24 protein-coding genes and 1 pseudogene are annotated in these 25,819 nt (G+C 68.8%); 14 read left to right on the plus strand and 11 right to left on the minus strand.

Annotation, left to right across the window (positions count from 1 at the left end; genetic code table 11):
- Window positions 1-25 precede the first annotated feature (25 nt).
- The 4 genes from ACIHAO_RS22355 to ACIHAO_RS22370 all read right to left on the minus strand — a co-directional run bounded on the left by ACIHAO_RS22355 (window position 26) and on the right by ACIHAO_RS22370 (window position 2,505).
- Complete coding sequence (locus ACIHAO_RS22355) at window positions 26-1,327, minus strand: WXG100 family type VII secretion target (RefSeq protein WP_396560661.1); 1,302 nt, start codon at window positions 1,325-1,327, stop codon at window positions 26-28.
- Entirely contained in the window at window positions 1,324-1,728 is a 405-nt protein-coding gene (locus tag ACIHAO_RS22360; protein ID WP_396560663.1) for a hypothetical protein, read from the minus strand. Before ACIHAO_RS22360 ends, ACIHAO_RS22355 begins: the two co-directional genes overlap by 4 nt.
- 111 nt (window positions 1,729-1,839) lie before the next feature.
- Window positions 1,840-2,142 (minus strand): hypothetical protein, encoded by a 303-nt coding sequence (locus ACIHAO_RS22365; protein WP_005155348.1) that lies wholly within the window; start codon window positions 2,140-2,142, stop codon window positions 1,840-1,842.
- Window positions 2,143-2,163: 21 nt separating this feature from the next.
- A complete protein-coding gene (locus tag ACIHAO_RS22370; protein ID WP_125787887.1) occupies window positions 2,164-2,505 on the minus strand; it encodes a WXG100 family type VII secretion target in 342 nt (113 codons plus the stop codon).
- A gap of 206 nt (window positions 2,506-2,711) precedes the next feature.
- On the opposite strand from ACIHAO_RS22370, the gene ACIHAO_RS22375 reads away from it, so the two are divergent.
- The gene (locus tag ACIHAO_RS22375) at window positions 2,712-3,689 is read left to right on the plus strand and encodes a hypothetical protein (RefSeq protein WP_396560666.1); all 978 of its coding nucleotides are present in this window, start codon (window positions 2,712-2,714) and stop codon (window positions 3,687-3,689) included.
- A gap of 159 nt (window positions 3,690-3,848) precedes the next feature.
- Here ACIHAO_RS22375 and ACIHAO_RS22380 read toward each other — a convergent pair whose 3' ends face one another.
- Window positions 3,849-4,547: a S1 family peptidase gene (locus ACIHAO_RS22380; protein WP_396560923.1), complete on the minus strand. Its 699-nt coding sequence runs from the start codon at window positions 4,545-4,547 to the stop codon at window positions 3,849-3,851.
- A 263-nt stretch (window positions 4,548-4,810) separates the two neighbouring features.
- Between ACIHAO_RS22380 and cpt the strand changes: the two genes are divergently transcribed.
- The gene (cpt, locus tag ACIHAO_RS22385; protein ID WP_396560668.1) at window positions 4,811-5,332 is read left to right on the plus strand and encodes a chloramphenicol phosphotransferase CPT; all 522 of its coding nucleotides are present in this window, start codon (window positions 4,811-4,813) and stop codon (window positions 5,330-5,332) included.
- Between the two features lie 210 nt (window positions 5,333-5,542).
- On the opposite strand, the gene ACIHAO_RS22390 is transcribed toward cpt, so the two are convergent.
- Window positions 5,543-6,724 (minus strand): DUF222 domain-containing protein, encoded by a 1,182-nt coding sequence (locus ACIHAO_RS22390; RefSeq protein ID WP_396560670.1) that lies wholly within the window; start codon window positions 6,722-6,724, stop codon window positions 5,543-5,545.
- Between the two features lie 105 nt (window positions 6,725-6,829).
- On the opposite strand from ACIHAO_RS22390, the gene tnpC reads away from it, so the two are divergent.
- Entirely contained in the window at window positions 6,830-8,215 is a 1,386-nt protein-coding gene (tnpC, locus tag ACIHAO_RS22395; protein WP_396560672.1) for an IS66 family transposase, read from the plus strand.
- 227 nt (window positions 8,216-8,442) lie between these two features.
- On the opposite strand, the gene ACIHAO_RS22400 is transcribed toward tnpC, so the two are convergent.
- Window positions 8,443-8,985 (minus strand): GNAT family N-acetyltransferase, encoded by a 543-nt coding sequence (locus tag ACIHAO_RS22400; RefSeq protein ID WP_396560674.1) that lies wholly within the window; start codon window positions 8,983-8,985, stop codon window positions 8,443-8,445.
- Between the two features lie 83 nt (window positions 8,986-9,068).
- Between ACIHAO_RS22400 and ACIHAO_RS22405 the strand changes: the two are divergent.
- Window positions 9,069-9,185, plus strand: a pseudogene (locus ACIHAO_RS22405) (transposase family protein); the annotation flags it as partial.
- Between the two features lie 109 nt (window positions 9,186-9,294).
- Here the strand turns inward: ACIHAO_RS22405 and eccCa are convergent.
- On the minus strand, window positions 9,295-13,236 hold the full coding sequence (gene eccCa / locus ACIHAO_RS22410; RefSeq protein ID WP_396560676.1) for a type VII secretion protein EccCa: 3,942 nt from the start codon (window positions 13,234-13,236) through the stop codon (window positions 9,295-9,297).
- 155 nt (window positions 13,237-13,391) lie between these two features.
- On the opposite strand from eccCa, the gene ACIHAO_RS22415 reads away from it, so the two are divergent.
- The 6 genes from ACIHAO_RS22415 to eccD are packed head-to-tail and all read left to right on the plus strand — an operon-like array spanning window position 13,392 to window position 18,832.
- Entirely contained in the window at window positions 13,392-14,171 is a 780-nt protein-coding gene (locus ACIHAO_RS22415) for a WXG100 family type VII secretion target (protein ID WP_396560678.1), read from the plus strand.
- Between the two features lie 21 nt (window positions 14,172-14,192).
- A complete protein-coding gene (locus tag ACIHAO_RS22420) occupies window positions 14,193-15,251 on the plus strand; it encodes a hypothetical protein (RefSeq protein WP_396560680.1) in 1,059 nt (352 codons plus the stop codon).
- Between the two features lie 17 nt (window positions 15,252-15,268).
- Window positions 15,269-16,618 (plus strand): WXG100 family type VII secretion target, encoded by a 1,350-nt coding sequence (locus ACIHAO_RS22425; protein ID WP_396560682.1) that lies wholly within the window; start codon window positions 15,269-15,271, stop codon window positions 16,616-16,618.
- A 5-nt stretch (window positions 16,619-16,623) separates the two neighbouring features.
- Window positions 16,624-17,133 (plus strand): hypothetical protein, encoded by a 510-nt coding sequence (locus ACIHAO_RS22430; RefSeq protein ID WP_396560684.1) that lies wholly within the window; start codon window positions 16,624-16,626, stop codon window positions 17,131-17,133.
- Entirely contained in the window at window positions 17,130-17,459 is a 330-nt protein-coding gene (locus ACIHAO_RS22435; protein WP_199746568.1) for a YbaB/EbfC family nucleoid-associated protein, read from the plus strand. Before ACIHAO_RS22430 ends, ACIHAO_RS22435 begins: the two co-directional genes overlap by 4 nt.
- Entirely contained in the window at window positions 17,456-18,832 is a 1,377-nt protein-coding gene (eccD, locus tag ACIHAO_RS22440; protein WP_396560687.1) for a type VII secretion integral membrane protein EccD, read from the plus strand. Before ACIHAO_RS22435 ends, eccD begins: the two co-directional genes overlap by 4 nt.
- Window positions 18,833-18,980: 148 nt before the next feature.
- Here the strand turns inward: eccD and ACIHAO_RS22445 are convergent, their stop codons facing one another.
- Window positions 18,981-20,054 carry a type VII secretion protein EccE gene (locus ACIHAO_RS22445; RefSeq protein ID WP_396560689.1) on the minus strand — a complete coding sequence of 358 codons (1,074 nt, stop codon included), beginning with the start codon at window positions 20,052-20,054 and terminating at the stop codon, window positions 18,981-18,983.
- Between the two features lie 146 nt (window positions 20,055-20,200).
- On the opposite strand from ACIHAO_RS22445, the gene eccB reads away from it, so the two are divergent.
- Genes eccB through ACIHAO_RS22460 form a run of 3 tightly spaced genes read left to right on the plus strand, consistent with a single transcriptional unit; the run spans window position 20,201 to window position 23,016 of the window.
- Window positions 20,201-21,625, plus strand: coding sequence for a type VII secretion protein EccB (gene eccB, locus ACIHAO_RS22450; RefSeq protein ID WP_396560691.1), 1,425 nt, complete (start codon window positions 20,201-20,203; stop codon window positions 21,623-21,625).
- Window positions 21,626-21,640: 15 nt separating this feature from the next.
- Window positions 21,641-22,363: a response regulator transcription factor gene (locus ACIHAO_RS22455; protein WP_233611672.1), complete on the plus strand. Its 723-nt coding sequence runs from the start codon at window positions 21,641-21,643 to the stop codon at window positions 22,361-22,363.
- Between the two features lie 29 nt (window positions 22,364-22,392).
- Window positions 22,393-23,016 (plus strand): response regulator, encoded by a 624-nt coding sequence (locus ACIHAO_RS22460; RefSeq protein ID WP_396560925.1) that lies wholly within the window; start codon window positions 22,393-22,395, stop codon window positions 23,014-23,016.
- Between the two features lie 576 nt (window positions 23,017-23,592).
- Here the strand turns inward: ACIHAO_RS22460 and ACIHAO_RS22465 are convergent.
- Complete coding sequence (locus ACIHAO_RS22465) at window positions 23,593-24,489, minus strand: SMP-30/gluconolactonase/LRE family protein (RefSeq protein WP_396560693.1); 897 nt, start codon at window positions 24,487-24,489, stop codon at window positions 23,593-23,595.
- A 68-nt stretch (window positions 24,490-24,557) separates the two neighbouring features.
- Here ACIHAO_RS22465 and ACIHAO_RS22470 point away from each other — a divergent pair, with 68 nt between their 5' ends.
- Complete coding sequence (locus ACIHAO_RS22470) at window positions 24,558-25,046, plus strand: Lrp/AsnC family transcriptional regulator (RefSeq protein ID WP_125794888.1); 489 nt, start codon at window positions 24,558-24,560, stop codon at window positions 25,044-25,046.
- On the opposite strand, the gene ACIHAO_RS22475 is transcribed toward ACIHAO_RS22470, so the two are convergent.
- Window positions 24,994-25,788, minus strand: a complete 795-nt coding sequence (locus ACIHAO_RS22475; protein WP_396560927.1) for a carbon-nitrogen hydrolase family protein — start codon at window positions 25,786-25,788, stop codon at window positions 24,994-24,996. The genes ACIHAO_RS22470 and ACIHAO_RS22475 overlap by 53 nt on opposite strands.
- Window positions 25,789-25,819: the final 31 nt, after the last annotated feature.

Genomic DNA, 25,819 nt, shown 5'->3' on the forward strand with positions numbered 1-25,819 from the left:
AGCCGCCTCTCCTGGTCGGAAAAGATCAGTACTGTTCGGGTTCTTCGCCGAGCACGGCGGGAGCGACCGGTGACGACTGACCCCAGACGTTCTCGGTCTCCACGAGCCACGGCGGGATACGCCGTCCGGAACCCATGTCGCCGCCCGCGCCCATGCCCATCGGCATCATGGGCATCATCGGCATCGCGCCCTTGGCCGCCGCCGCGCCCGCCGCACCGGCGGCCCCGCCCGCGAGCCCGCTCATCGCGCTGCCCGAGCCGCCGTCGCCCGCCAGACCGGAGAACGCGGCAGGCACCTCGCCGGGGCCGGAGACCCCGCCGCCACCGATCGCGCCGCCGTCCAGCGAAGGCGCGCCGCCACCGCCGATCGGGATGCCGCCACCGGCCCCGCCCGCGGTCGCGCCCGCCCCACCGGCGCCGCCACCGCCGAGCTCGCCGTCCTTCTTCTCGTCCTTGGGGTTCTTGCCGTTGGCCCAGCCCGGCACCCGCGGCATGATCGAGCCGAACCGGCCGAACGCGGCGGCCGAGGCCGCGGCGAGACCGGCGGTGAACATGTCGCCGAACAGCGGATTCGACTTGGGGACCTGGCCCGGCTGGCCGGTGGTGGGCGGCGTGGAGCCGTCCGAAGGCAGCGGATGCGTGTTGTCGCCCGGCACGACACCCACACCGGGTGTTCCGCCGATGTTGTTGCCGACCGAGCCACCAGGAGCGGTGCCGCCACCGGTGACCGGCGGCGGGGTGACGGCGTTCGGCGAGGCCGGAATGGACTCTTCCGCCGTCGAGTACTCGCCCGCGAGCTGGGTCATCACCACGATGGCCTTGCTGTGCGCCGCGCTGGCCGCGCCCGCGGCCTGTTGCTGCGCTTCGACGTTCGCGATGGCCTGCTGCCGTTGCTGCGCGGCGTTGATGATCGTCGCCTGCGACGCGTCCGGCGGCAGCAGCGGCGGATTGACGGCCAGCGCGAGGTCGGCGGGGGCGACGTCGGGCACCGCGACCGGCGGCGGCATCTCCTTCTTGGCCTTCACCAGCGCGTCCGCCGCGTCCTCGAGGAGGTTGTTCATCGCGTGCGCGGTCTGGGCGACCTTGCGGATGCCGCCGACCAGGTCGGTGATCATCGTGTGGTACTTGTCGGCGGCGCCGCCGGTCCAGCTGCCGGAGAAGTCCTTCAGCTCACCGGTCAGGTTCTCGGCCTGTTCGAACAGGCCGGAGCCGGTGGACTGCCATTTGTGGGCCGCGTGACGTGCCGTGTTCGGGTCGCCCGACTGCAGCATCGCGTAGAGCTGCTGGTGCGAGTACGCGGCGAAGTTCGTGTGCGCGGTCTCGGTCATCCCTTGTTCCCCCCGCCGTTCGAGCCGCTGTTACCGCCCAGCACGCCCCCGAGGACGTTGAGCAGCGGATCGAGCAACCCGGCCTGCTGACTCGAGTGGTTCATGTCGCCCGCCACCGAACCGTCGGCCGCCGCGTAGCCGTCGGCGACGGTCGTGGTGACGTCCTGCGCGAAGGTGATCGCGCCCTTGACCTGGTCCAGCAGCCCCTGCATCTCGGCGACGGCCGCCTGGTGCGCCTTGTTGAGTGAACCCGCCTCCCCGAACTCGCCGAACAGCAGCGGCTGTTCGCTCAGGGTCAGCAGGAAGTCGTTCGGCTTGGACATCGCGTGGATCTGGGTCTCCAGTTCCCGCACGAAGTCCTTCAGTGATTCCAGATGGACGTAGTACGACTGGTCTTGCATTGATCCCGGCTCTCTCGTGAACGGCCACGCCGACAAGGGGACGACAACGCGCAAAGCCGGCCGGCCGGTGCCGAGGGGGGTGAAAGCACCGGCCGGCCGACGGATGGGGGATCAGCCGGCGAACAGGCCCTGGTTACGGTTCTCCAGGCTGTGCTGGAGATCGTGGGCGTCGCCGACCTTGCCACCGAACTGCGCGATGATCGCCACGATGTCCGCGGTGGCCTGGCGCAGGCGGGTTTCAGACGCACGGGCCGCTTCACCGGCGGAGCTGCCGGAGGCGTACCAGGTCTGGGTGATCGGCTGCAGGTTCGTGTGCAGCTGTTCGAGCTGGGACGTGAGCGCCTTGGCCTTGGCGGCCAGCGAGGCCGAGCTGTGCTGCAGCGCGGCGAAGTTGATTTCGACGACGTCAGCCATGATTGGTGGTCCTCTCGCGGATCAGGGGTTGAGCCGGTGGAACACGGTCTGGTCGACGGTTCCGCTGACCCCGGTCAGGCTTTCCCGGACCTGCTCGTCACCCGAGTTGTAGTTCCGGTTGCTCTCGTGCACGAGGCGCGACATCGTGTTGAGCTCGTTCACGGCGATGGTCATCTTCTCCTGCAGACGGCGCTGCAGATCCCAGAACGCGACCGCCTGGTCACCCTTGTAGTTGTGCAGGGTCTGGGTCAGCTCGCTCTCCAAGCTGGCCATCGTGGTCTTGGCGTTCGACGCGGTTTCCTCGAACCCCTGGACGGCGCGCGCCATCGCAGCTGCGTCTGCCTGATATCCCGTACCGGTCATTGATGGGCCACCTCCTCTCATCTCGCTGGAAATCCCGGTGAGCACCAGGGGACGCCCTGTCTGCTCTTGTGAAGGACACGCTAGAAAACAGGGGAGTCCGGTCAAACGGCACAACTGCCGGTCGCAGTGACGGCACTATTACCCACAGCTCGCCGGTAGGGCCGTCCCCACCCTCGATCAGGGGGAGTGCTCCAGTGTCCGGACCGATGCCTCCCGGCACCCTCAAACCCATGGTGGACAAGGGTTTCAGGACAGTATCGCATCGCCCGCTGATGATCTTGGCGGCGGCGATGGCGGTGCTCGGGGTGATCGCGCTCGGCGGTCTCGTTTTCGACGATCGCAGCCTCGTGAACGCGCCCATCTGGCTCAAACCGCTCAAGTTCACGATTTCCGTGGGGCTCTACGCGGTGACGCTGGCCTGGCTGATCGGGCAGCTCACGCGGGGCAAACGGCTCGGCTGGTGGCTCGGGACGATGTTCGCGGTCGGCCTCGGCATGGACATGGCGCTGCTGTTCTGGCAGGTCATCGTCCGCGGCAGGACACTCCACTTCAACCAGGCGACCCCGGCCGACCAGTGGATCAACAACATGGTCGCGAACGGTGCCTTCGCCGGCTGGGGAGCGACGGCGGCCATCGCGGTTCTCCTGCTGTTCCAACGTCTTCCCGACCGGGCGATGAACTCCGCGTTGCGCGCGGGTGCCGCGTTGTCCGTCGCCGGCATCGGGATCGCGCTGCTGATGTTCGGGCCGAACGAACAGCAGAAAGCCCAGTTCCGCTCCGGCGAACGGCCGTCGATCATCGGTGCCCACGCGGTCGGCGTGCCCGACGGCGGCCCGGGACTGCCGGTGCTGGGCTGGAGCACCGTGGGCGGGGACCTGCGGATCCCGCATTTCTTCGGCATCCACGCGATCCAGGTGCTGCCGCTGGTCGCTTTCGGACTGCTCAAGCTCGCCAAGCGGTATCCGGTGCTGGAATCGGAGTTCGTGCGGCGGAATCTGGTCCGGACCGCTTCGGCAGGCTTCGCGGGGCTGCTGGTGCTGCTCACCTGGCAGGCTCAGCGCGGGCAGTCCATCGTGAACCCCGATTTCTGGACGCTGGTCGCGGGCGCCGGGATCATCGCCGTCGTGGCCGCCGGGTCGGCGCTTTCGCTCCGGACGAGGCGGCCGATGCATCAGCTGCTGTGAGCCTCCGCGAAATCCGGTCGGGACTTCCCGCGGATCGGCTGTTTGCCGGTTGAGCCGGGCGACCAAGGTGCCGGAAAGTGTGGGCCGGGTTGGTCGTGAGTGGCGTCTCGGGTTCTAACCCGAAGCGCCACTCACGGCCGGCTGGGGCGCGTAGTGGTGTCAGACCCCCGCGGTGGTGCGGATCCAGTCGCGGCTCGCCGCGACGCTGGCGTAGTTCTGGGTGCCCTGCGGGTTCGTGCCGGAGTTGGTGCCGGTCGAGCAGACACCGACCTGGACGCCGTTCGAAAGCTGCGGGCCGCCCGAGTCGCCGTGCCAGGCCGAACCGTTGACGCCGACGCTGGCGATGGCCTGGCCGCCGTACGCGTCGCTGCTGGTGCCGGTGATGCGGACGTCGGCCGTCTTCAGGACGCTCGACGGCGGGTTGCTTCCCTGCGTGCGGCCCCAGCCGTAGATCTGGTTCGTGGTGCCGTTGGCCGGGTTCGCGGTGCCGAGCTTCATGTACGTCGTGCTGACCGCGGTCGTGAGGTGCAGCAGGGCGATGTCGCCGCTCGGGGCCGCCTTCTGCTGGTCGACGTCGGCCTCGGTGCCCTGGTTCAGGTTGACGTTGCCGACCTTGACGTGCATGCCGGGCTTGTTGAGGCAGTGCTTCGCGGTGAGGACCCATTGCGGAGCGATGATCGTGCCGGAGCAGTTGAAGCCGCCGAACGCGGTGGCGTCGTCCCAGTAGATCTGGGCGCCCCACGGCGCGGAACTCACGGTGCCGCCGCCGATGATGTCCTGACCCGCGTTCGCGGCGGGGGTGGCGGCAAGGGTCAGCGCCGCGGCGGCGCTCGCCACCGTTGCGACGATTTTGGACATACGCATGAATACGCCCTTCGGCCTGCGTCGGGGAGTTCGTTTCCAGTTGAAACGATTTCACCAAGTTAGGCGGCGGTAAGGGTTTTGGTAACCTACCGAAGTCGGTAAGCGTCGCGAGGAAAGTATTGGGCCGTCCGGGTGGTCTTGGGAAAAGCGAGTTCCGCGCGAATTCAGAATTGGGTGGATGCTTCCCTTTGCCGTGGACGTCCGTTGTATCCGAATTCCCTGGACGTGGCTCGCCTGCCGGTGTCTAGGGTGTTCGTGTGACGACAGTGATCGTGCTGAACGGCGGCTCCAGTTCGGGTAAGTCGGGGATCGCCAGATGCCTGCGGGCGGTGTTGCCGGATCCCTGGCTCACCCTCGGCGTGGACACCTTGATCGACGCCATGCCGTCCACAGTGGACGACGGGATCGGCTTCGCGGCGGACGGTGCAGTGAGTGTCGGATCCGGTTTCCGGCGGCTCGAGAACGCGTGGATGGCCGGTGTCGCGGCGATGGTCCGGGCCGGGGCCCGGGTCATCATCGATGACGCGTTCCTCGGTGGGGCCGCGTCGCAGCAGCGGTGGCGTGACGCGTTGGACGGACTCGACGTCCTGTGGGTCGGGGTCCGGTGTGACGGCGTCGTGGCCGCCGGGCGGGAGATGGCGCGTGGGGATCGGGTTACGGGGATGGCGCGGGCGCAGGCCGAAATCGTGCATCGAGGCGTGGTTTACGACTTCGAAGTGGACACTGGGGTGAACGAAGCCTTGGCCTGCGCGCGGGAGATCGCCGCACGGGTCGGGTGACTTCGCTGGTGCGAGGCAGGGCTGCTTACGGGTGGTGACCTGCCTGGGTGTCAACCGAAGCCGGGGAAGCGCGATGCCGCCGCGAGCGCATCGCAACTTGACGGCCACGTTGTTCCGCACTCGTGAGCACGCTCCAAAGTGGACGAAGCAGCTATGGCCATGACGGAGCCACGAAGGCGCCTCCTTCGCCGACGTCGGGCGGCACACGTTTCAGAAGGGTGGGGTGTCGTCTTCTGGTTCGGGTCGTGGGTCGTGGAGTGGTTCGGGGGTGGTGGTGTAGGTGCGGCCGGTGGGGGTGGTGATGGTCATGCCGCCGTTGCCCGTGGGAGTTGCGGTCCAGCCGGGTTCTTCTTTGAGGAGGTTGTGGATCTTGCAGGCGGCGTGGCAGTTGTGGTGGTCGGTGCCGCCGTTGCTCGCCCAGGTGGTGAGGTGGTCGATCTCGGAGAATTCGGCGGGCCGGTGGCAGCCGGGGTGGGTGCATTCGCGGTCTCGGGCTTTGATCAGGCGGGCGAGTGAGGCGGGGGAGCGGTAGGTGCCGGGGCCGGCTTCGAGGAGTTGGCCGGTGGTGGGGTCGGTGATCAGCCGGGACCAGGTGGAGCCGGGGTCGGCGGCGATCTCACGGACAAGCCAGCCGGGGATGGGGCCGTAGCCGGCGAGGGTCGCGGGATCTTCCCGGGCACCGGTCAGGGTCAGCAAGTCGACATAGACATGGACGTGCGCGCGGGGTGTGCCGTGGCCGTCTTCGGCCAGCAGCCGTTCGGCGAAGAGGTCGGCGCGGTGTTGATCGAGGGTGCGGGACTTGTCGTTCGCGCGACGGGTGCGGGCGGCGTGGCTCAGTGACGCGTAAATCGAGCTGGCCACTTCGGCGGGCAGCCACCCCGACAGTTTCGACATGGTGTCGTCTTCGTGTTCCAACGCGATGTGGCGTAACGCGCGTTTGCTCGCGGCGCGGTCCCGGTAGCCGTCGGGATCGAATTTCTGTACCGCGTGATCCACCGATTTCCGGATCGCCCCCGGATCACGGCCAGTCAGCCGTGTGGCCATCCACGCGTCCACCTGGGCGGCGACCTCGTCGGAGACCTCACGGGTCAGCTGACTGACCTTCGACGCCTTGTACAGGTCGATGTCACCGTTCTCCAGCGCCGCCAACGTGTTCGGCAACCGTGACACCAGAGCACACGACGTTTCCACCAGCAGGAAAGCCTGATTACGGGAGACCGAGAAGGCCAAAGCGACCTCCTCGGTCACCGATCTTCGGGAACCACCCACCGCAGCAAACCCGGCTATCGCACGCACCTGCCGTCCCTGCGCCCGACGCAGCACGACTTCCTCGTCGTAGGCGGCATCCAGAAGATGAGCGGCTTTCGGATTGAAAGCAAAAGATGTGGTCATGACCAAGATGTAACTGTTCAGGCCCCTTGTTCGCTGTTGGTGGTGTTGTGGGATAATCTTGTTGTGGGAGAAGGGGTTCGGCCGTCGTATGACGAGCTTGCGGCGTTGGTCACCGCGCAGGCGGTGGAGCTTGGTCGTGCTCGTGAGGAGATCGCTCAGCTGCGGGGCGAGGTTGCTGAGCTGAAGCGTCGTCTGGGGACGAATTCCGGCAACTCGTCGATGCCGCCATCGTCGGACAGGTTCAGCAAGCCGGCGCCGAAGTCGTTGCGTGGCAAGACTGGCCGGAGGCGGGGAAAGCAGCCGGGAGCGCCGGGGGCGAGTCTGTCCATGGTGGACGATCCGGATCGGATCGTTGATCACGTGCCGTCCTCCTGTGGCGGCTGCGGGGCGATGCTGCGCCGACGCGACAAAGTCGGCGTGGCGTCGCGTCGGCAGGTGATCGACCTGCCGGAAGTGCGCCCGTCGGTCACCGAGCATCGACTACATCGGCGGCGTTGTTCCGGGTGCCGTCAGGTGACCACGGCGATCGGACCCCGCGAAGCGACCGCGCCGGTATGTTACGGGCCGAACGTGACCGCGCTGGCGACGTATCTGTTGACCTATCAGCACATTCCGGTTTCCCGGACCGCCCAGTTGCTCGGTGACCTGATGGGTCTTCCGGTCTCGACCGGCTGGGTCGCGGGAGTCCTCACTCCCGTCGCGGCCGAGCTGGCCGGGTTCGAGCAGCAGGTCGCCGACGCGTTGCGGGCGGCGCCGGTGGCGCATTTCGACGAGACCGGCATCCGGGTCGAGGCCAAGACCTGGTGGCTGCACACGGCCTGCACCCAGACCCTCACCGCCTACTTCGCCCACAAACTCCGCGGCACTGAAGCGCTGGACGAATTCGGGATCCTGCCACGATTCCGGGGCGTCGCGGTCCACGACGGCTGGAAACCGTACCAGTACTACGGTCCCACTCACGCCCGCTGCAACGCCCACCACCTGCGTGAACTGGTCGCGGCCGGCGAAGAACACCCCGAACACACCTGGCCATCGATCGCCATCAAGACCCTGGAAAATCTCAACACCGCCGCCCACAACGCACGCGACGCCGGCCTGACCGCCATCCCGCCCGCCATCGCGGACCCCCTGCTCTCACGATTCATCCGCACCGTCAACGTCGGCCTGTTCCTGCACCCACCCGAAAAAGGCCACCAAAGCAAAACCCGCCGCCTGCTGGTACGCCTGCGCGACTACCAGCACGACGTGCTGCGCTTCGCACACGACCTCACCATCCCGTTCACCAACAACCAAGCCGAACGCGACCTACGCATGATCAAAGCCCAGATGAAAATCTCCGGCGGCTGGCGCACCCGACACGGCGCCCACACCTGGCTCCGCGTCCGCGCCTACATCTCCACCCTCCGCAAAAACCACATCCACATCCTCACCGGACTCCGCGACGCCATCACCGGAAACCCTTGGCTGCCAACAAACACCAAAATAGCCTGAACAGTTACACCAAGATCATACTCGAACTGATGTTCGATCGCCACTGGATCGATGCTTTGCCGTCAATTATCCAGCATGCTCTGGATTCTTATGCCGGATAAGGAAAATGTGACTGGGCGGAGCCGGATACGCTGCTGCCAAAGAGATCTGGCGCATCCGCGGCGTGGACAACGGACAGATACAGTGAGCCTTTCCAGCCCTCGCTCCGAACAGGTTGGGAGGAGTGCTCACGGCGTTCCGGGACAATGCTCTGAGCGGAGCAGACCGTAGACGAGCACATCGACATACTCGCCGTGTTGGAAGGACCTGCCGTGCATGACCCCTTCCCGGCGGAACCCCAGGCGTTCGAGGGCTTTCTGCTCGCCGAGGTTGCCGCCATTGGTGAGGGCTTCGATTCTGTTCGCGGTCGTGCGGCCGAACAGGTAGTCCACGAGCAGCCTCTGCGCCACCGTGCCCACCCCCTGTCCACGATGCTCGGGTAGTACCCCCACGCCGATCTCGTAGGTGACACCCGAGGGGAAGCCGCGGGGCTTCCAGCTGGCGATGCCGATAACCGTGTCGTCGGCCCGCGCGATCGCGACCGCCGCGGACTCGGCGGAGATGTACCCGTCGATCTCCCATCGCTTGCGGCGTGCCCTCGGATCACCGAATCCGGGCCACTCGAACTCGCCGAGCGCATCGGGATCCGTGCAGAGGCGGTCGAGAAAGTCGAGGTCGGCCTCGGTGAACGCCCTCAAGCGGACTTCGTCCGGGCGGTTCGCTGGAGTCATGAAGCCAGTATCGCGCCCGGAACATCACCCGTCAGGCAGTGAGCACTTCCCGACCTTGATGCGACAGGCTGGAGTTTGCCGGTCGCCGCGAACGAGGCACTCGGTGGCACAGGCTACCGGTGCACCGCCAGGCACTGCTCGTGCTCGCGCACCTGCGCTGCGGAGATACCTGCGCACGCCTCCCCGCCAGTTTCGGGATCGCCGCAGACCGCCCCTTCTAGGCCGTGACGGTCCTTCACCATGTCACCAGGACGGGAAGTTGAAAAGGGCTCAGGGCCATGGGCCCAATCCTCCAGACAGGCGGACCCCTTAGTCCTCCACAGGCTTCGTCCAGGCCACCTGCACCAGCCCGGTCCCATGCCGCCGCGAGACCAGCACACCCCGTCCCGCGGGCTGCGGTCCCGGCTTGACCTCTCCGAGCAGCGCCCCTTCGTCCCGCGCCCCGGACATCACCAAGCCCGGGGACCCCAGCTCCCGGATCCGTTGCAGCACAGGCTCGAACAGCGAACGCCCGGCCCCGCCGCTCCCGCGCGCGATGACGAGGTGGAGCCCGATGTCCCGCGCCTGCGGCAGGAATTCCAGCAGCGGCAGCAACGGGTTCCGGCCGACGGTCGCGACCATTTCGTAGTCGTCGACGAGGACGAACAGCTCCGGACCCCGCCACCAGGACCGGTTTCGCAGCTGTTCCGGCGTGACGTCCGCGCCGGGGAGCCGGTTCCGCATGGCCTGCTGGCATTGGTCGATCAGCCCGGTCAGCACGGTCTCGGAACCCGCGTAGCCGAGCAGGTGCGACTCCGGTACCGCGCCCAGCATCCCTCGCCGATAATCGGCGACGACGATCGCGGCCTCTTCCGCCGAGTACTTCGACACGATGCCTTGCGCGATCGCACGCAGGAGCGAACTCTTGCCGGATTCCACGTCACCGAAGGCCAGGAAGTGCGGTTCGGTGGCGAAGTCGAGGTACACCGGCCGCAGGTTCGATTCCGCGATGCCGAGCGTGACCTGCTTGCGCGGCCCGGCTTCCAGCGAGTCCAGCGGGACCTCGGGAGGCAGCAGCCGGACCTGCGGCGCGGCCGCACGTTTCCACGCTGCGGAAATCCGGCGGTTCAAGTCGAGCCCGCCCGCTCCGACCGTATCCGGCCGCTGGTCCGAGTCGATCCGCGGCAGTGCCGCGAGGAAATGCAGTTTGTCCGCGGTCAGCCCGCGGCCCGGCCGGTCGGCGGGGACGTTCTGGGCGATCTTGCGGTCGATGAGCGAGTCCGCCGGTTCACCGAGCCGCAGTTCGAATTTGGTGCCGATCGCGTCGCGCAGCGGTGCCCGCATGCCCATCCACTGGTTGATCGAGACGACGACGTGGATGCCGAAGCCGAGCCCGCGCGACGCCAGGCTGGTGATCTGTTCTTCCAGCTGTTCGTATTCCTGACGGATCGTGGTCCAGTTGTCCACGAACAGGAAGACGTCGCCGAATTCGCGGCCTTCCGTGCTCTCCCGGAACTCCGAACGCCGCTGGCGGAACGTCGTGATCGACTCGATCCCGTTGGCGGAGAAGAACTCCTCGCGCTGTTCGAGCAGGGTCGTCAGTTCCGCCACCACGCGGCGGCAGCGCTGGGCGTCGCGCCTGGTCGCGTAGCCGGACACGTGGGGCAGCCCGGCGATCGGCGCCAGCGCGCCACCGCCCATGTCCAGCACGAACAGCTGGACCTCTTCCGGAGTGTGGGTGAGCGCGAGCATCGCGGCGATGTCACGCATCAGCGTGCTCTTGCCGCTCTGCGGCGCACCGACGATCAGCGCGTGCCCGGCGGCACCGGAGAAGTCGGCCCACAGCATGTCGCGTCGCTGCTCGAAGGGCTTGTCCACCAAGGCGACCGGGATCATCAGCTTGCCGTTGCCGCCCCAGCCCAGCGGGCACAGACCGCGTGCCGGATCTTCGCCGAGCGGTGGCAGCAGCTGGTCCAGGGTGGGCGGTTCGGCCAGCGGCGGAAGCCAGATCTGGTGCGCCTCCGGGCCTTTGCCTTCGAGCCGCGAGATCATCGCGCCGATGATCGTCTCACCGGTGCCCTTTTCGACCGGCTCCTCGGCCTCGACGGTCACCGGGATCTCCACCGGCGCCAGCGTGAACGGCATCAGACCGAGGCTCTGGCCGTCCTTGCGCACGATCTTGCTGCGCGGCGGCAGTTCCCCCGAGACGTACGCGGCCTTGAGCCGGATGAGGGTGTCGTTGTCGGACTTCAGATACGCCGAACCCGGTACGGGCGGCAGCTGATAGGCGTCCGCGACGCCCAGCACGGCGCGGCTCTCCGACGCGGAGAACGTCCGCAGGCCGATCCGGTACGACAGATGCGAATCCAGCCCGCGCAGCCGTCCTTCCTCCAGCCGCTGCGAAGCCAGCAGCAGGTGGATCCCGAGGCTCCGCCCCAGCCGCCCGATCGCGACGAACAGGTCGATGAACTCCGGCCGCGAAGACAGCAGCTCGCTGAATTCGTCGATGATCACCAGCAGTGACGGCAACGGCCGCAGGTTGGCGCCGGATTCCCTGGCCTTTTCGTAGTCCCGCACCGACGCGTAGTTCCCGGCCGCGTGCAGGAGTTCCTGACGCCGCAACAGTTCGCCGTTCAGCGCGTCCGCCATGCGGTCGACCAGCGCGAGATCGTCGGACAGGTTGGTGATGACGGCGCAGGTGTGCGGCAGCCCGGTCATCCCGGCGAAGGTCGCGCCACCCTTGAAGTCGATCAGCGCGAGGTTCAGCTTCTCCGAGGAGTGCGTGACGGCGAGCGCGGTGACCAGTGTCCGCAGGAGCTCGCTCTTGCCGGATCCGGTCGCGCCGATGACCAGCCCGTGCGGCCCCATCCCGCCTTCGGCCGATTCCTTCAGGTCGAGGTCGACGGGCCTGCCATCGGGGTTGACGCCCAGCGGGATCCGCAGCCGGTCGCGCGCGGATCGCGGCGCCCAGGTGACGGCCGTGTCGGTGTCGCGCGGGTCGCCGATGCCGAGCAGCCCGGCCAGCCCGAAGGTCGCCGACATCGGCGCTTCGCTGACCACCGCCGCTCCTTGGAACAGCGGCGTCAGCATCCGTGCCAGCGCCTCGGCGGCCCCGCGGTCCAAGGTGTCGGGCATGCCGAGGAAACCGAGCCGCTGCTCCGTCCCGTCGCCGACGACCATCCCGAGCTGCTCCGGGCTCATGTGCAGGCTCAGCAGCCGTTCCGACGACACCGATCGCGGCTGCTCGGTGCCGATCTCCACCACGGTGACGCCGAGCCTGCCCTCTTCGCCGACGAGCCGCGTGTCGCCGAGGGTGTGCCCGCCGTCCACGATGACGACGATCTGGGGCAGGTCCAGCCGGGAATCCGGCCGCCGGGTGAACGCGGGCCGGTCGCCGAGGTCGGGGCCGAGGAGGTCGGCGAGTTTCCCGGAGTCGGCGTCGACGAGCCGTCGCGGACCGGCGGCGTCGGCGGCGGTGGAGGCCACGTGCGGCAGCCACTTCGCCCATTCCCAGTCGTGCAGCCGGTCGTTGTGGACGCAGAGCGCGATCCGCAGGTCGCCGGGTGAATGGAAGGTGGCGAGCTGGGTCAGCAGCGCCCGTGCGGTCCCGAGTGTGTCCGGGCGGCGGCCGGACAGGCTGACCTGCGCGAACGACCGCAGCGAGACCGCGACCGGGAGTCCGTCGACCGTCGAATAGGTCCGGATGAAGTGCTTGAGGTTCGTCGAGCACACCGGGTCGAGGTCTTCCAGCGGCACGGTCTGCGGCGCTCTCAACGGCGTCGCGAGCCGCTGCGGGCCCGTTCCGACGCGCACCTGCCCGAACTGCGGGTCGGACCGGCGGCGATCCCACAGCTTCCCCGTCTCGATGTACGCCCACAGGTCGGCGGGATCGGGCTGCAACGCCGCCATCGCCGCGCGCTGGTTGTCCGCGATCTCCCGCACCTGGCCGCGCAGACCGGTCAAGTACCGCTGGTAGTCCCGGCGCTCCTCGTTGATCTGCGCCTTCTTCGCCGCGCCACCGCGCCCGAGCGACATCACGACCATGCCCACCATCGCGGTGAGGAACAACGCGCCGAAGATGTAGGTCATCACCCCGCCGTCGCGTCCGATGTAGACGAACGACATGGCGCCCATGCCCAGCATCATCGGCATGAACATCAGCAGCTGCATGGCTCCGCCGGACGAGCCCTTCGGCAGCATCGGCGGGGACTGCAGGACGATTTCACCGGGCTGCTCGCCCAGGGCCGGCAGGCGGTCGCGAGTGGCGCTCATCAGGGTCTTTCTGGCCGCTTGTGGGTAATCCTGCCGATCATTCTGGCCACTCGTGCCGCCCTTGCGGTGGGTACTTTTGCCGTCCGCTCGCGTCTGGTGGCGAACTTACGCTGCTCGAACAGTCGCAGGCATGGGGGAACGAGAGAAGGAGAGCCATGGTCGGCACGGGCGAGTACCGGGCGGAGCCCGAGGCCATGCGCTCGGCGGTCGGAAACCTCGGCGGCATCATCATGCAGGGCATCAATGTCGTCGGCGACCTCGAACGCACCGTCCTGCAGCCGATGTCGTTCGCCACCTTCGGCAGCGCGGTGGCGGCGGCCAACACGGCCATGCAGAGCCAGCAGGTGGTCGCGGTCCGCACCCTCCTGCAACTGCTGCAGCAGATCAACGGCTTCATCAAGAGCAGCGCCGACGCCTACCAGGCCGCGGACGAGGCGGTCGCGGGCGGCTACGGCGGCCGTCCCGGCGGCGGCGCCGGATCGACGTCGTCGTCGATCTGGGGGAATTCGCACGCCTCCGAACTGGCGACGCTGGCCATCAACGACAGCGCCGGCGGCGAGGGCGAGCCGTCTTCGGTCGGCAACGTGCTGCGCTACCTGGGGGACGCGCGGCTGGGGCAGCTCGGCGACCACCCGATCACCGACACGCGGTTCCACGGCGTCTCGGACTTCAACGACTGGCTGGCCGGTGACGCCGACAACCAGGCGCGGGTCGGGGTCATCGAGGTCTACGCGGGCACGGCGCGCAACTTCGGCGACGTACCCGGCGGGGTGCACAGCGGTGACGTCGTCGTGGTCGAACCGCTCCTGTTCTCCGATCGCCAGCCGGTCATCGCCATCGCCGGAGAGGGCGGACTGCTCTACAACCACGGAATCGTCGAAGCGGACATCAACGGCCTGGCGAAGGTCAGTGTCTACCGCCCGGCTTCCGTCTGACTTCCGGCCTGAGGAGCGACCATGCTGACTTATCCGAATTCCAGCGCGATGGACGCCACGGCGTCCTCGGGCGGGCCGATCACCATCCTGCCGCAGATCCTCACCGGGCAGCCGGAGCAGATCGCCAAGCACGTACTCGAGGTGCTCAAGAAGGCCAACGAGTTCCTCACCATGTACAACGAGGTGACGAAGGCCGCCGAGCAGCTGGGCAAGATCTGGTCCGGCGCCGCGTCGGACTCGGCGCTGAAGAAGATCACCGACTCCCTGAACTCGCTGAACAAGATCATCCAGGTCGTGCAGAAGGGCGCCGAACTGCTCGGCGTCGCCGGGACGCTGATCAAGACCGCACAGGCCGCCTACAAAGCGGTGGTGTCGGCGGTGAACCCGACGGTCGCCGGCCTGATGTCGAATCCGTGGACCTATGGCGCCGCTGTCGCGCTTTCCACCGCCACCAGTGCTTCGCTGCGCGCGTTCATCACCGCGATCGGCGCGCTGCTGAAGGCGCTCGGCGTGGTCGACCTCGCCAACCAGATCACCCAGATCGCCACCATCATCGGCGAGGTCCAGAAACTGTTCGGGCACAACGACGCCGGTGACAACGGCGCCGCGGGCAACTCGGCGGTCTCGGGCACCCCGATCACCAACCCGCAGGCACCGGGCTCGGTCGCCAGCGGTTCGGGACAGGCCGCCGTGGGTGGCTCGGGTGGCGGGGCGGGCGGCGCTTCGGGTGGCGGGACGACGCCGGGCGAGACGCCGCCGTTCACCCAGTACCGGCCGCCCGCGCTGGGCGGCAACGGTTCCCAGGGCAACTGGCCGGGTGGGGCGGACGCCTGGATCCCGGTGGACAGACCCTCGGGCGGTGGCGCGGGTGCCGGCTCCAACGGTGGCGGTGCGCTGCCGAGCGCGGGCAACGGGAACACGGTCACCATCACCACCGACCTGAGCACCGGCAAGTCGACCGTGCAGGCGCCGGGCGGGCAGGACATCGATATCGACATCGACATGAACTACGGCGGCAAGCACTTCGAGCAGCACATCGATATCGATGCGGGAGCTGACTCACCGGCGAAGGGCAGGTAGCCGTGTGGGGGAGCGGTGTGGTCGACGCGTCGGGCGTCGTCAGTTCGATCCTGTCGAATTACCGGCGGCTCGTGGTCGAGTACCAGCGGCGGGTCACCGGTGATCCCGCCGCGCTGAACGCGGCGAGCCAGCGGTGCGGTGAGCGGGCGTCGACGGTTTCGGGCCGCGCGGAGGAGATCGGCAAGGCGGCCAAGGCGCTCAACGCGTCTTGGGAAGGTGACGCGTACGTCGCGTTCTCCACTTCCGCCGCGAAACTGAGCCAGGAACTCGGCGAACTCGGCACGAAACTGGGCGACCAGTCGAACCGGCTGCGGGGAGGCGCGCAGGCATTGCAGGGTGCGAAGTCCTGTGTGGACTCGATCCTCGCCCAGTTCGACCAGTACGCCGCGCAGCTCACCAGTCAGGCGCGGACGGCGAACGCGAACGCGGTCAACGCGTTCATCTCCGCCGCCCGGCAGCTCGGCGAACGCGCCGCGCAGGCGGCACAGGAGATCGCGGACGAACTGAGCGAGGAACTCGCGCGGCTGTTCCCGCCGGAGGGCACCGGCCGGATCGAGCACGAACTCGGCAAATGGGGTCGCGGCCCGTTGTACTGGCTCAACGGAGAAGCGCTCGACGGCCGCAGGCGTCCGCGCTCGCATCCGTCGTGGTTCGGCAATTCCGGCTGGAAGAAGCTCACCTGGGACGGTCTCGAAGGCACGCGCGCCCCGCGTGCGGGTGACACGCCGTTCGGCAGGCCGAAGCCGGAAGGCCTGCGAGACAAGGCCTGGGGCAACACCGAGATCACGTACGCGAAATGGAAGCAGGAACAGGACGGCTTCACCCCGGGCTGGGACGCCAAGGTCTCCTCGCAGGGCTGGGACTTCAAGGCGTCCGGACACGCCGAACTGGCGGCGTTCAAGGAAGAACTCGAACGCAAGGGCGAATGGGGCGTCGCTTCGGGCAGCGCCAAGGGGACCGCGTTCGTCGGCGGTGAGGTGAACGGCTCGCTCCAGGCGGGCGCACACGGTGTCGGTGTGCACGCCAACGCCTTCGTCGGCGGAAAGATCGAGGGCGAACTCGCGGCCGACGTGGCCGGTGTGGGCGTCGGCGCGAGCGGAACCCTCCAATATGGACTCGGCGCGCAGCTCGACGGCCAGGCCGTCTACGACGCCGGGCATATCAAGGTCAACTTCAAGGCGGGTGTCGCGCTCGGCCTCGGTGCCGGGATCGGCGCGAAGATCGACATCGACCTGCCGAAGATCGCGGACACCGTCGGCGAGTACGGCGGCGCGGCCGTCGACGCGGTGAGCGGCGCCGCGGGCGAGGCGGCGAACGCCGTCGGCGAGGCATGGGACGACGCGATCACCTACGTGGGCACGTGGTGAGCGGGATGAGCACGGAGGACCGGGCTTCCCTCCCGCTGGGTTTCGACATCCCCGAGGGCTGGGTGCCCGTCGAGCCGGCGTCCGTCGGCGCCGACGGCGCGGTCTTCGTGGCGGTGCACACCGCGACGGACGGCGAGTTCACCCCCAACATCACCCTGAGCGTCGGGCAACGGCCGGACCAGGCACGGATCACCGACATCGCCGACGAGGCCGTCGAACGCCTCGGCCGGTCGATGGCCGCCCTCGAAGTGTTGCGGCGCAAGGAGATCGGCACTCCGGTCGCGCCGGGGGTGATGCAGGTGCTGCGCATCCGCACCGGCGAAGGACAGGATCTCGTACAGACGCAGGTGCAGCTGACCGTGCCGGGGGCGAGCCCGGCCGAGCGGCTGGTCCTCCAGATCGCCTGCACCGCGACACCCGAGGCGGCCCGCGGCCTCGGCGACGACTTCCGGCGGTTCGTGGGCAGCGTCCACGTCCGGCGGGATGCCACCGCAGATGAAGGAGAAGACTCGTGACCACCGACCCCTACGCCATGCCGGACATGGACGAGTTGCTGGACCAGGTCCGCAAGCAGACCGAAGAGGTGCAGCGCATCCAGCGTTCGGTCGAGGCGATGGAGGTCAAGGCGCACTCGCGGCAGAACGAAGTCACCGTCGTGCTGCGCGGAGACGGCCGCTTCACCTCGATCGACATCGACCCGCGCGCACTGCGTCAGTACGACGCGCGCAACATCTCGGAGATCGTCCTGGAGGCGGTCAACAACGGGCTTCAGAAGCTGGCCGAGGCCAGCAACGCCAAATTCGCGCCCGTCATCGAGTCCGCCAAGTCGATCGAAGCATGACGGCCGCGATCGCGGGCTCCACCCGGCGCGTCACGGTGGTGACACCGCGGGCGCGTGTCGACGTGGCGTTGCCGCAGCAGAGCACGTTCGCCGAACTCGTCCCGCAGCTCGTGCGGCTCGCGGGTGCTTCGGGGCAGGCGTCCGCCGAGCACCCCGGCTGGGTGCTGTCCCGGCTCGGCGGCGCTCCGCTCGCGCTCGGGCTCACGGTCGCCGCGGCGCAGGTGCGCGACGGCGAAGTCCTCCATCTGACCCCGCGGGAACGCCCGCGGGGTCCGCTGCTGTTCGACGACGTCGTCGACTCGATCGCCAGCGTCGCCGAGTCGGGCACCGGCCGCTGGGGGCCGTCGGTGGCGCGCAAGGCGGGCATCGTCGCGTCCGTGGTGCTGCTGCTCGCCGGTGGACTGCTGGTGCAGGCGGCGGCGTCCGGCAGCGTGCTGGCGCCGATCGGCACCGGACTCCTCGCGCTGGTACTGGTGCTGGGCGGCGGCGCGCTGAGCCGAGCGTACGGCGACGCGGAGGCCGGCGCGGCCGGCGCGCTCGCCGGGGTCGGCGCGGCACTGCTGGCCGGGATGTCGATCCTGCCACCACATCCGCTGTTCTCGCTGTCGGCGGGGCCGCTGGCCGCCGGGCTCGCGGTGGTGACCGTCTACGGCGTGATCGCGGCCGTTTCGGTGGCGGACCGGCTGCCGTGGTTCGTCGCGGTGACGGTGGCGGCCGGGCTCGGCGCGATCACCACCGCGATCGTCCTGCTGGCCGACGTCCGCCCGGTTTCGGCGGCCGCCGTGGTCGCCGTCGTGGCGACGGCGCTGGCCGCGGTCGCGCCGATGATGGCGCTGCGGCTCGGCAGGTTGCCGCTGCCCAGGGTGCCCGACGACATGGACGCGTTCCGAGCCGACGAGGACCCTTCGCTCGGCGAGGACATGGTCGGCGGGACGACGTACGCGCAGGCGCTGCTGACCGGGCTGCTCGTCGCGCTCGGGCTCGTCGTGGTCTCGGCTTCGGTGGTCCTGTCGTCTTCCGGCGGGGCTTGGGAAGCGGGCTTGTGCGCGCTGCTGGGTCTGGCGCTGATGCTGCGCTCGCGCGCCTTCGCGGGCCGCTCGCAGCGGGTCGTGCTCATCGGTTTCGGCGCGGCGGCCTTGGCGGCGGCCGGTTTCTGGCTCGCCGCGAGCGGGCCGCGTTCGTTCGTCTTCGCCGCGGGCTGTGCCGTCGTCGTCGCGGCGGGTGTCTGTCTCACCTACGCGACGCGTGTCGCGAAGGGACGTCGTTCTCCGTACTGGGCAAGGACTCTCGACATTGTGGAGTTCCTGGTGCTGCTCTCGCTGATCCCGTTCGTCGGCATGATCGCGGGCGTCTACGAGGCCGTACGAGGCTGACCCTCGTCACCGCAATTCGGCACCTGGTTGCGTTCCTTGCACGCGCAAGGAACGCAACCAGGTGCCGAATTGCGGTGTACGCATTACGTCCGTGGAGGACTCCTTCCCTACCCTCAGAGAAGAAAGGAGTCCTCCACGGACCGTCCCCTCAGTTCTCCAGTGCCAGCGGCAGGGTCCGCCGGACCGCCGCCGCGTGCCGTCCGTGCAGCGGGATCACCGCGACCCCGCTCGGCCGCACGGTCTCCGCCCCCGGTCGTCCGCCGACCCGGATGGTCACTTCGGACTTCTCCCGCCCGCCAGGCGTCCGGTGCAGCGTGTACGAAGTCGCGGTGAACGCCGATCCCGGGACGTGAAGATCCAGCGTCCGCGCGAGATCCCGCTCGGACCGTGGCCGGTAGCAGACCTGCGACGCGCCGCCCCAGTCCCAGGAACGCCAGCCGTTCACGGGCGCGCCCTGGCCGTGGCCGAGCGCGACGCGCAGTTCTTCCGCCACTTCACCGGCTTCGAGCACGGTGCTCTCGAATCCGGCTTCGGCCAGCGCGCCCATCAGTCTCAGCGCCGCGCAGGCGGTGCTCCGCAGCGCGCCGAGTTCCCCGCCGCCGCGGGCGAGCGCCGCGATCGGCGCGTTCTCGGGCCGGTACCGGACGGTGAGCCAGCGGACGCGGAGCACGGACTGTCCATTGGGGACGGTCCAGGTCAGCAGTTGCGTGCTGGACAAAGGGATCCCGGTGCCCGCGAAGGCCTCGCGCAGGATGGCGACGAGGGCGTCCGGCCCGGGTGCCATGGCGCCCGGGGTGAGCCGCACGATGGCGCTCCAGCCGTCGCTGACCTCGGCGACACCGAAGCGGTTGCCCGCGCGGTCGACGTGCTGGCGTACCCGGGCGGGCCCGGCGAGCCGGTGCAGCGGATCGGGGACCTCGTTCTTGTCGCGGCGTTTCAGCCGGTAACCGGCCCAGGTGAGCAGCCAGCCCGCGAGGTGACGTCCGGCGAAGCGGACTGACGTCGTCAGCACGAGGACGCCGGCGACGGCGGTGACGCTGATCTGCGCGGCAAGGGGGATCCCGTCCACGGTGAAGACCAGGAGGACCGCGATCCCGGCGATCTCCCAGAGCGCCGCCTGCAGCGGGCGGATCGGCAACAGCCAGGGCAGTGGCGCCGCGCCCGCGGCACCGCGCGCTGGAGCCTGGTCCTGGACCGGGCGGGCCGGGGCTTCAACCGACAAGGAATTCCCCTCCTCCGTGCACGCGCCCGACGGTAGCCGCGCCCCGCGCGGGGGAGGGGCGTAAAAAATACCCTCACCGCGAACCGGGTCCAGACCTAACGTGAGCACCCTCGAACGGGTGGGCACGAGTGGCGGGGGACGGGAGCGTGTGGACGCAGCGGGACCAGATCCAGGCCTACCAATTCCTCCGCAGGAGACTGGTTTCGGCACTGGTCTCGGCTGACGCCAACCATCCGGTCGCCCCGAGCCGCAGGCTGGTCATCGGAACCCTGTGCGGCCTCGGTGTCGCGCTGCTGGTCACCGCGGTGTTCGGCGTGATCGGCCTGCTGAACCCCTCCGGCGGCAAGGATTGGCTGGCGGGCGGCAAAGTGATCGTCGAGGAGGGCACCGGCGCTCGGTACATCCTCGGCCAGGACGGCGCGCTGCACCCGGTCCTCAATTACGCCTCCGCGCGGTTGATGGCAGGCGGCAACGGCGAGGCCACCGTGACCGTCCCTTCCGGCAAACTCGCCAAGGCGCCGCGCGGTTCGCAGATCGGCATTCCCGGCGCGCCCGATTCGCTGCCCGCGGCGGCCGCGCTGGTGAACACCCCGTGGACGAGCTGCACGCGGACCACTCAGGACGCGCCCGCATCGGCCGAGCCGGAGACGACCGTGCTCCTCGGCGCCCCCGCCGCGGGAGTCGACCTGCCGAGGGACCAGGCCGTCGTGGTCCGCGTTCCCGAGGGGGAGCGGTACCTCGTCACGGCGGGGCGCCGCTACAAGCTCACCGCGGAAGCCGCCACGGCGTTGCAGTTCGACACCTATCCGGCGATCGCGGTGTCGTCCCGGTGGATCGGCACCGTCGCCGCCGGCCGCGATCTGGCCTACCGCGCGGTCGAAGACGCCGGGCGGCCCGGGCCGAAGGTCGGTGGCACCGCGACGAAGGTCGGTTCGGTGCTCGGCGTCGTCGACGCGATGGCGACACCGGGCAACGCGACGTCGTACTACCTCGTCCACGCCGAAGGGCTCGAACCGATCGGCCAGACCGAGGCGAGCCTGCTGATCAACACGCCGCAGAACGCGGACGCCTACACCGATGTCCCGGCGCCCGTCGCGGTGCGCGCGGCCGACGTCGCCGCGGTGCCGAAGGTCGGCACGGCGAGGGCCGGCGGGGCCGATCCCGCGGAGTATCCGGACCGGATCCCGCGAAAAGCGCCCGTTACCGGACAGTCCGTGACGTTATGCGCGCAGGGTTCTCGAATCGTTATCTCCGCACAGGTCCCGTTGCCGCAAGGTGCGAAGGCGATCCCGGTGACGGCGCGGACGGACGCGTTGGTCGCCGACGCGGTTTTCGTGCCTCCGTCGGGAGGCGCGGTGGTGGCGGAATCCGGTTCCGGCACGGTTTACGTCGTGACCGACACGGGCCTGAAGTACCCGGTGGCGAGCAGTGAGGCACTCGCTTCCCTCGGATACGGCCAAGCCGAACGGCAACCGGTTCCGAATGGATTACTGGCTTTGGTGCCACGCGGACCGGCGCTGGATCCGGCGCAGGCGGGCCGTGCGGTGTCCGCGGCAGGTGGGACGGGGTGAGCGGGAAACGTGCAGATGACTGAAGACAGGCCGGAGACCGACCGGGTCGACGTCGCGGTGATCGAAGACCATCCGTTGTACCGGCACGCCGTGGTCCGGGTCCTCACCGAGGCCGAAGGGATCGAACTGGGCGCGGTGGTCGATTCGGTCGCCAGGTTCCACGTCCATCCGCAGCCGCCCGGCAGCGTGGTGCTGCTCGACCTCGGCCTGCCGGGGATCGCCGGCGCGGCGGCCGTGCTCCAGGTGTGCGAACTGGGGCATCACGTGCTCGTGGTGTCCGCGCAGGCGGAACCCGAGCAGGTGCTGGGCGCGATCGCCGCCGGTGCCAAGGGATTCCTGTCCAAGGACGTCGACGTCGACGAGCTGCTCATCGCGATCAGGACGGTCGCGCAGGGCCGCGCCTACGTTTCCGCGGTGGTGGCCGGAATGATCATCAAGGACAACGCCGACCGTCCCGTGCCGGCTCCGGACGTCGCGCTTTCCGCGCGCGAGAAGCAGGTCCTGCGGCTGGTCGCGGCGGGCGAACGCGACGTCGACATCGCCCGCATCCTGGGTATCGGAGTCCGGACGGTCCGCGGTTATCTGGACCGGATCCGTGACAAACTCGGAGAGAGAAGGCGGGCCGGTCTGGTCCGCAAGGCCATCCAGCTCGGGCTCGCGTCTCCGCCGGAGGTGCCCGGCCCGTCTCGGCCGGTCGTACCCCGCGCCGACGCGGGCGGATTCGAAGGACGCCGGTGAACGCAGACGAGCAGCAGCCGAAACGCACCATGTCGATCAACGTCGGGGTGATCGAAGATCATCCGCTGTACCGGGACGCCGTCGCGCGTGTCCTCACCGAAGCGCCCGACATCGAGCTGGGCGCCGTCGCCGACTCCGTCGCGCGCTTCGCCGTCCAGGAGCAGGCTCCCGGCAGCGTCGTCGTCCTCGACCTCAAGCTGCGCGGTGTCCAGGACGCCGCCGCGGTACTCGAAGTGGGACAGATGGGGCACAAGGTGCTCGTGGTGTCCGCGCACGCCGAGCAGCCCGAGGTGCTGGGCGCGATGCAGGCCGGCGCCAAGGGCTTCCTGTCCAAGGACGTCGACGGTGATGAACTCCTGCGTGCCATCCGCACCATCGCCGACGACAACGCGTACGTGTCGCCGACGCTGGCCGGGATGATCATCCAGGACAGCGAGGACCGCCACGCCGGGCCCAAGATCGTCCTGTCCGAACGGGAGAAGCAGGTCCTGCGGCTGGTCGCGGCCGGCGAACGCGACGTCGACGTGGCGGAGATCCTGAACATCAGCGTGCGGACGGTGCGGTCCTACCTCGACCGGATCCGGGACAAGACCGGGGAACGACGGCGGGCCGGGTTCGTGCGGGTGGCGATCCGGGAAGGGCTACTGCGGTAGGCGCTTCGGGCTCGGCTCGGTTGTGCGCTTATTGAGGGGTAGGGCAAACGTGTCGTGGCTCGGGCGAGACGGTGGGCTGGGTAACGCGACACCGCACTCGCGTGCTCAGACTCCGCACGCCCGAGTGCGGCATCCAGGCACACGAGCTACGCCTTGCCGAAGTACATGAAGGCCCCCTTCCTTGCGCTAGACGCAAGGAAGGGGGCCTTCATGTACTTCACGACCGGCCGCCGAAGTCACAACCGCCCCACTGCCACCAGGGACCACATCCGACGGTAGCGAAAGCCTTCTTCACTACCGTCAGGGTAGGCAAGGAGGCCCTCACTACCAGGAGAACGCGTACGCAGAAGCGACACCGGCCCCGCACCACGACACGTTTGCCCTTCCCCTCGATAACCCGTCAGTCGGGGCTGAAAGCGTGCAATGAAGGGGCCTTTCATAGCAAAATTTGCTATGAAAGGCCCCTTCATTGCACGCTTCCCAAGCCTGGTGCGGGGCCCCGGCCGGGGAGTACGTGAAGGGCGCCTTCACCGCATGGGAAGCGGCGAAGGTCCCTTTCGCGTCGCCGTCACCGCGCTAACCGCGGGGGCCCGAGAAGTTCACCCGCAGCGTGTAGACCGAACTGGACGCGGTGATGAACAGATCGTTCCGCCGCGGCCCGCCGAAGGTCAGGTTCGAACAGACCTCCGGCACCCGCAGCTTCCCGATCCGCGTGCCGTCGGGCGCGAAGCAGTGCAGGCCGTCGTGCGCGGCGGCCCAGACCCGGCCCGCGGCGTCCAGGCGCACGCCGTCGAAACCGCCAGCGTCGCAGGTCGCGAAGACCTCGCCGCCGGAAAGCCGCCCGTCTGCCACCGAGAAAACCCTGATGTGGCTGGGCTTCTGGCGCGTGTCCACGATGTAGAGCAGCGACTCGTCCACCGAGAACGCGAGCCCGTTCGGGCGCGAGAAATCGTCCGCGACGATCCGCACGGAACCGTCGACCGGATCGACCCGGTAGACGTGGCAGGCGCCGATCTCGCTTTCCGCCTGATGTCCTTCGTAGTCGCTGTCGATCCCGTAACTGGGGTCGGTGAACCAGATCGCGCCGTCCGAGGATTCGACGACGTCGTTGGGGCTGTTGAACCTCTTGCCCTGATAGGTCTCCGCGAGGACGGTGGTCGTGCCGTCGTGTTCGGTGCGGGTCACCCGGCGGTGGCCCTGTTCGCAGCTGACGAGCCTGCCCTGACGGTCGACGGTGTGCCCGTTGTGGAATCCGGCGGGCTCGCGGAACACGCCGACCGCGCCCGTGGTCTCGTCCCACCGCAGGACGCGGTCGTTCGGGATGTCGCTGAACACCAGGTACCGGCCGGCGGGGAAGTAGGCGGGTCCCTCGGTCCACCGGCAGCCCGTGTGCAGGCGCCGCATCCACTCGTCGCCGTTGACGCGGGCGAACCGCTCGTCGAGGACTTCGAAGTGTGCCTTGACCATGTCCATGAAAACCCCAGCTATCCGAATGAGATATTGCGATAATCATGAACGGCTGAACTTGGTATGGTCAATACATGGATGACGTGGATCGCATATTGCTCACCGAGTTGCAGCAGGACGCGACTCAGGCGTACGCCGCGCTCGGCAAGGCGGTCGGCCTGTCCGCGGGCGCCGCGCACGAGCGGGTTCGCAAACTCCGCGAACAGGGCGTCATCCGGCGCACGACCGTCGACGTCGATCCGGCGGCGGTCGGCCGCGGGGTGATGGCCTTCGTGCTGATCGAGGCGGGCTCGTGGATGGGCGACTCGCCGACCAAGGCCGCGCTGGAGGCGTTGCCGGAGGTCGTGGAGGCGCACATCATCGCGGGCCCGGCCTCGCTGCTGGTGAAGGTGCGCACGCCGACCACCGAGGAGCTGCAGGCGTCGCTGCGAAGGCTGTACGCCATCGAGGGCGTCACCGGGACACAGACGATCGTCGTGCTCGAATCCTTCTTCGAACGCTCCGTGAACGCTACAGGCGACGGTTCGCCAGAACGCCCGTCGCCGCCCGCGCCTTCCCGCTGACCGCGGGATCCAGGTCGACGACCACCAGTTCCGGCCCGGGGCCCAGCTGCGTGTGGACGCGGCCGAAACCGTCGGACACCGTGGAGTAGCCGATCCCGGTCGGCGCCTTCGGGTTCACCGGCGTGGAGGTCGTGGCCGGATCGGCTTGCCCGCAGCCGAGGACCCAGCAGCCGGAGTCGAGCGCGCGGGCGCGCACCAGTACCTCCCATTGCTCGCGTTTGCCCTCGCCCGCGCCCCAGGACGTCGGCACGAGGACGATGTCGGCGCCGTCGTCGGCCAGCTTCCGGAACAGCTCCGGGAAGCGGAGGTCGTAACAGGTCGCGAGGCCGAATGTGACCCCGTCGACCTCGAAGGTCGCGGGCGCGGTGCCGGGGGCGACCGTGTCGGATTCGGCGAACCCGAAGGCGTCGTACAGATGGATCTTGTCGTAACCGAAGTGCTGTCCGGCGCCGGTGACCAGCAGGGTGTTGCTGACGCGGCCGTCGGGCGACGGCGTGAACATGCCCGCGACGACCACCACGCCGTGCTCCTCGGCGATGGACGCCACAGTGGACGCCCACGGTCCGTCCAAAGGTTGCGCCACGGGGCCGAGCGGGATGCCGAAGCGCGCCATCGCCGCTTCGGGGAACACCACGATCCGCGCGCCGTCGGCCGCCGCGGCCGCCACGCCTTCGCGAATCGGCTTCAGGTTCGTTTCGGGATCCTCGGCGGCCGTGAGCTGGCACAACCCGATTCGCGGCACGGCCGCCTCCCTCATCGTGGGATCGCTGGTC

The sequence above is a fragment of the Amycolatopsis sp. NPDC052450 genome (assembly GCF_044547565.1).
Taxonomy (GTDB): Bacteria; Actinomycetota; Actinomycetes; order Mycobacteriales; family Pseudonocardiaceae; genus Amycolatopsis.

What these genes read in the sequence shown, in the direction of transcription:
- ACIHAO_RS22470 (WP_125794888.1), top strand. Translation starts at nt 24,558, where the DNA reads ATGGATGACGTGGATCGCATATTGCTCACCGAGTTGCAGCAGGACGCG.
- ACIHAO_RS22380 (WP_396560923.1), bottom strand. Translation starts at nt 4,547, where the DNA reads ATGTCCAAAATCGTCGCAACGGTGGCGAGCGCCGCCGCGGCGCTGACC.
- eccCa (WP_396560676.1), bottom strand. Translation starts at nt 13,236, where the DNA reads ATGAGCGCCACTCGCGACCGCCTGCCGGCCCTGGGCGAGCAGCCCGGT.
- ACIHAO_RS22430 (WP_396560684.1), top strand. Translation starts at nt 16,624, where the DNA reads ATGAGCACGGAGGACCGGGCTTCCCTCCCGCTGGGTTTCGACATCCCC.
- ACIHAO_RS22390 (WP_396560670.1), bottom strand. Translation starts at nt 6,724, where the DNA reads ATGACCACATCTTTTGCTTTCAATCCGAAAGCCGCTCATCTTCTGGAT.
- ACIHAO_RS22375 (WP_396560666.1), top strand. Translation starts at nt 2,712, where the DNA reads ATGCCTCCCGGCACCCTCAAACCCATGGTGGACAAGGGTTTCAGGACA.
- ACIHAO_RS22400 (WP_396560674.1), bottom strand. Translation starts at nt 8,985, where the DNA reads ATGACTCCAGCGAACCGCCCGGACGAAGTCCGCTTGAGGGCGTTCACC.
- ACIHAO_RS22420 (WP_396560680.1), top strand. Translation starts at nt 14,193, where the DNA reads ATGCTGACTTATCCGAATTCCAGCGCGATGGACGCCACGGCGTCCTCG.
- ACIHAO_RS22455 (WP_233611672.1), top strand. Translation starts at nt 21,641, where the DNA reads ATGACTGAAGACAGGCCGGAGACCGACCGGGTCGACGTCGCGGTGATC.
- ACIHAO_RS22360 (WP_396560663.1), bottom strand. Translation starts at nt 1,728, where the DNA reads ATGCAAGACCAGTCGTACTACGTCCATCTGGAATCACTGAAGGACTTC.
- ACIHAO_RS22465 (WP_396560693.1), bottom strand. Translation starts at nt 24,489, where the DNA reads ATGGACATGGTCAAGGCACACTTCGAAGTCCTCGACGAGCGGTTCGCC.
- ACIHAO_RS22370 (WP_125787887.1), bottom strand. Translation starts at nt 2,505, where the DNA reads ATGACCGGTACGGGATATCAGGCAGACGCAGCTGCGATGGCGCGCGCC.
- ACIHAO_RS22365 (WP_005155348.1), bottom strand. Translation starts at nt 2,142, where the DNA reads ATGGCTGACGTCGTCGAAATCAACTTCGCCGCGCTGCAGCACAGCTCG.
- ACIHAO_RS22415 (WP_396560678.1), top strand. Translation starts at nt 13,392, where the DNA reads ATGGTCGGCACGGGCGAGTACCGGGCGGAGCCCGAGGCCATGCGCTCG.
- eccD (WP_396560687.1), top strand. Translation starts at nt 17,456, where the DNA reads ATGACGGCCGCGATCGCGGGCTCCACCCGGCGCGTCACGGTGGTGACA.
- ACIHAO_RS22460 (WP_396560925.1), top strand. Translation starts at nt 22,393, where the DNA reads ATGTCGATCAACGTCGGGGTGATCGAAGATCATCCGCTGTACCGGGAC.
- ACIHAO_RS22355 (WP_396560661.1), bottom strand. Translation starts at nt 1,327, where the DNA reads ATGACCGAGACCGCGCACACGAACTTCGCCGCGTACTCGCACCAGCAG.